This window comes from Sphingobacterium alkalisoli (assembly GCF_005049105.1).
Taxonomy (GTDB): domain Bacteria; phylum Bacteroidota; class Bacteroidia; order Sphingobacteriales; family Sphingobacteriaceae; genus Sphingobacterium; species Sphingobacterium alkalisoli.
In genome coordinates this window covers 1-1,087 of record NZ_SUKA01000020.1, presented here as the reverse complement: position 1 = coordinate 1,087, position 1,087 = coordinate 1, and the positions used below count along the sequence as shown (strand labels likewise).

General features: G+C 53.2%; 1 protein-coding gene. It reads left to right on the top strand.

All coding sequences use genetic code 11. The features are described from left to right. Positions 1-183: 183 nt before the first annotated feature. On the top strand, positions 184-1,087 hold a 904-nt coding region (locus FAZ19_RS23725; protein WP_229707699.1), incomplete at its 3' end, for a DUF6443 domain-containing protein.

Below are 1,087 nucleotides of genomic sequence, written 5' to 3'. Positions count from 1 at the left end.
CAGAGCTATACGGTGACTGCGCGAAATACCAGCGGGACAGCCACTTCGATCCTCACTTTTTCAGTGGGCGGTTCTTCTGGAGGTGCCAATTTCGGCAGCAGCGACCAGAACTATATCCTGGAGACCGTACCGAGGCGAGCCTACAAGAGTGTCGAGGCAACGTCCGGCAAACCCGTTGATTCGGTGAACCGGAACATCCAGTACTTCGATGGTCTGGGCAGGCCCATGCAGGGTGTACAGTGGCAGGCGAGCCCGAACAGCAAGAAAGATATCGTACAGCATATCGAATACGATGGATTCGGCCGTGAGAACAAAAAGTACCTGCCCTATGTGCATGCCGATGGCAATGGCTCCTATAAGGCAGGTGGGAGCGGGAATGTAGAGACCTTCTACACAAGGACGACAGGCGCCGATATAGCAGGTGTCGTTCGTACGCCGAAGCCCTATGCCGAGACGGTCTTCGAGAAGAGTCCACTGAACCGCGTACTGGAGCAGGGGGCACCGGGCCAGACCTGGCAACCTGCAGCTGACCGCACCACCACAGGACGAACGGTGGTATCGGATTACGGAACAAATACTGGGGAGAGTGTTCTTCTATGGAAAGTCAATGAAACTGGGGGCGGTGCAAAAGCACAGACCGGTACGGTAGACAATTATTACCTACCGGGCAGGTTGTACAAAACAGTCATCAAGGATGAGAACTGGGTAAACAGCAGTACCGATCCCGATAAGCCGACAAAGGAGGGGACGGTTGAAGAATATAAAGACTTTGAAGACCGGGTGGTACTCAAGCGTATATGGAAGAGTGAGAGCGATTCACTGAGCACCTACTATGTTTACGACGACTTCGGTGATCTACGCTATGTGATCCCTCCCGGGTACACGGCTCCTACGGTCACCGATAACAGCACGCTTTTTAACGAGCTGGTGTATGCATACCGATATGACGGAAGGAGACGCCTGATCGAAAAGAAAATTCCGGGCAAGGGCTGGGAGTATATCGTCTACAATGGCAACGATCAAACGGTGCTTACACAGGATGCGGTGCAGCGTGCAGTCGGGAAATGGTCCTATATGAAGTACGATG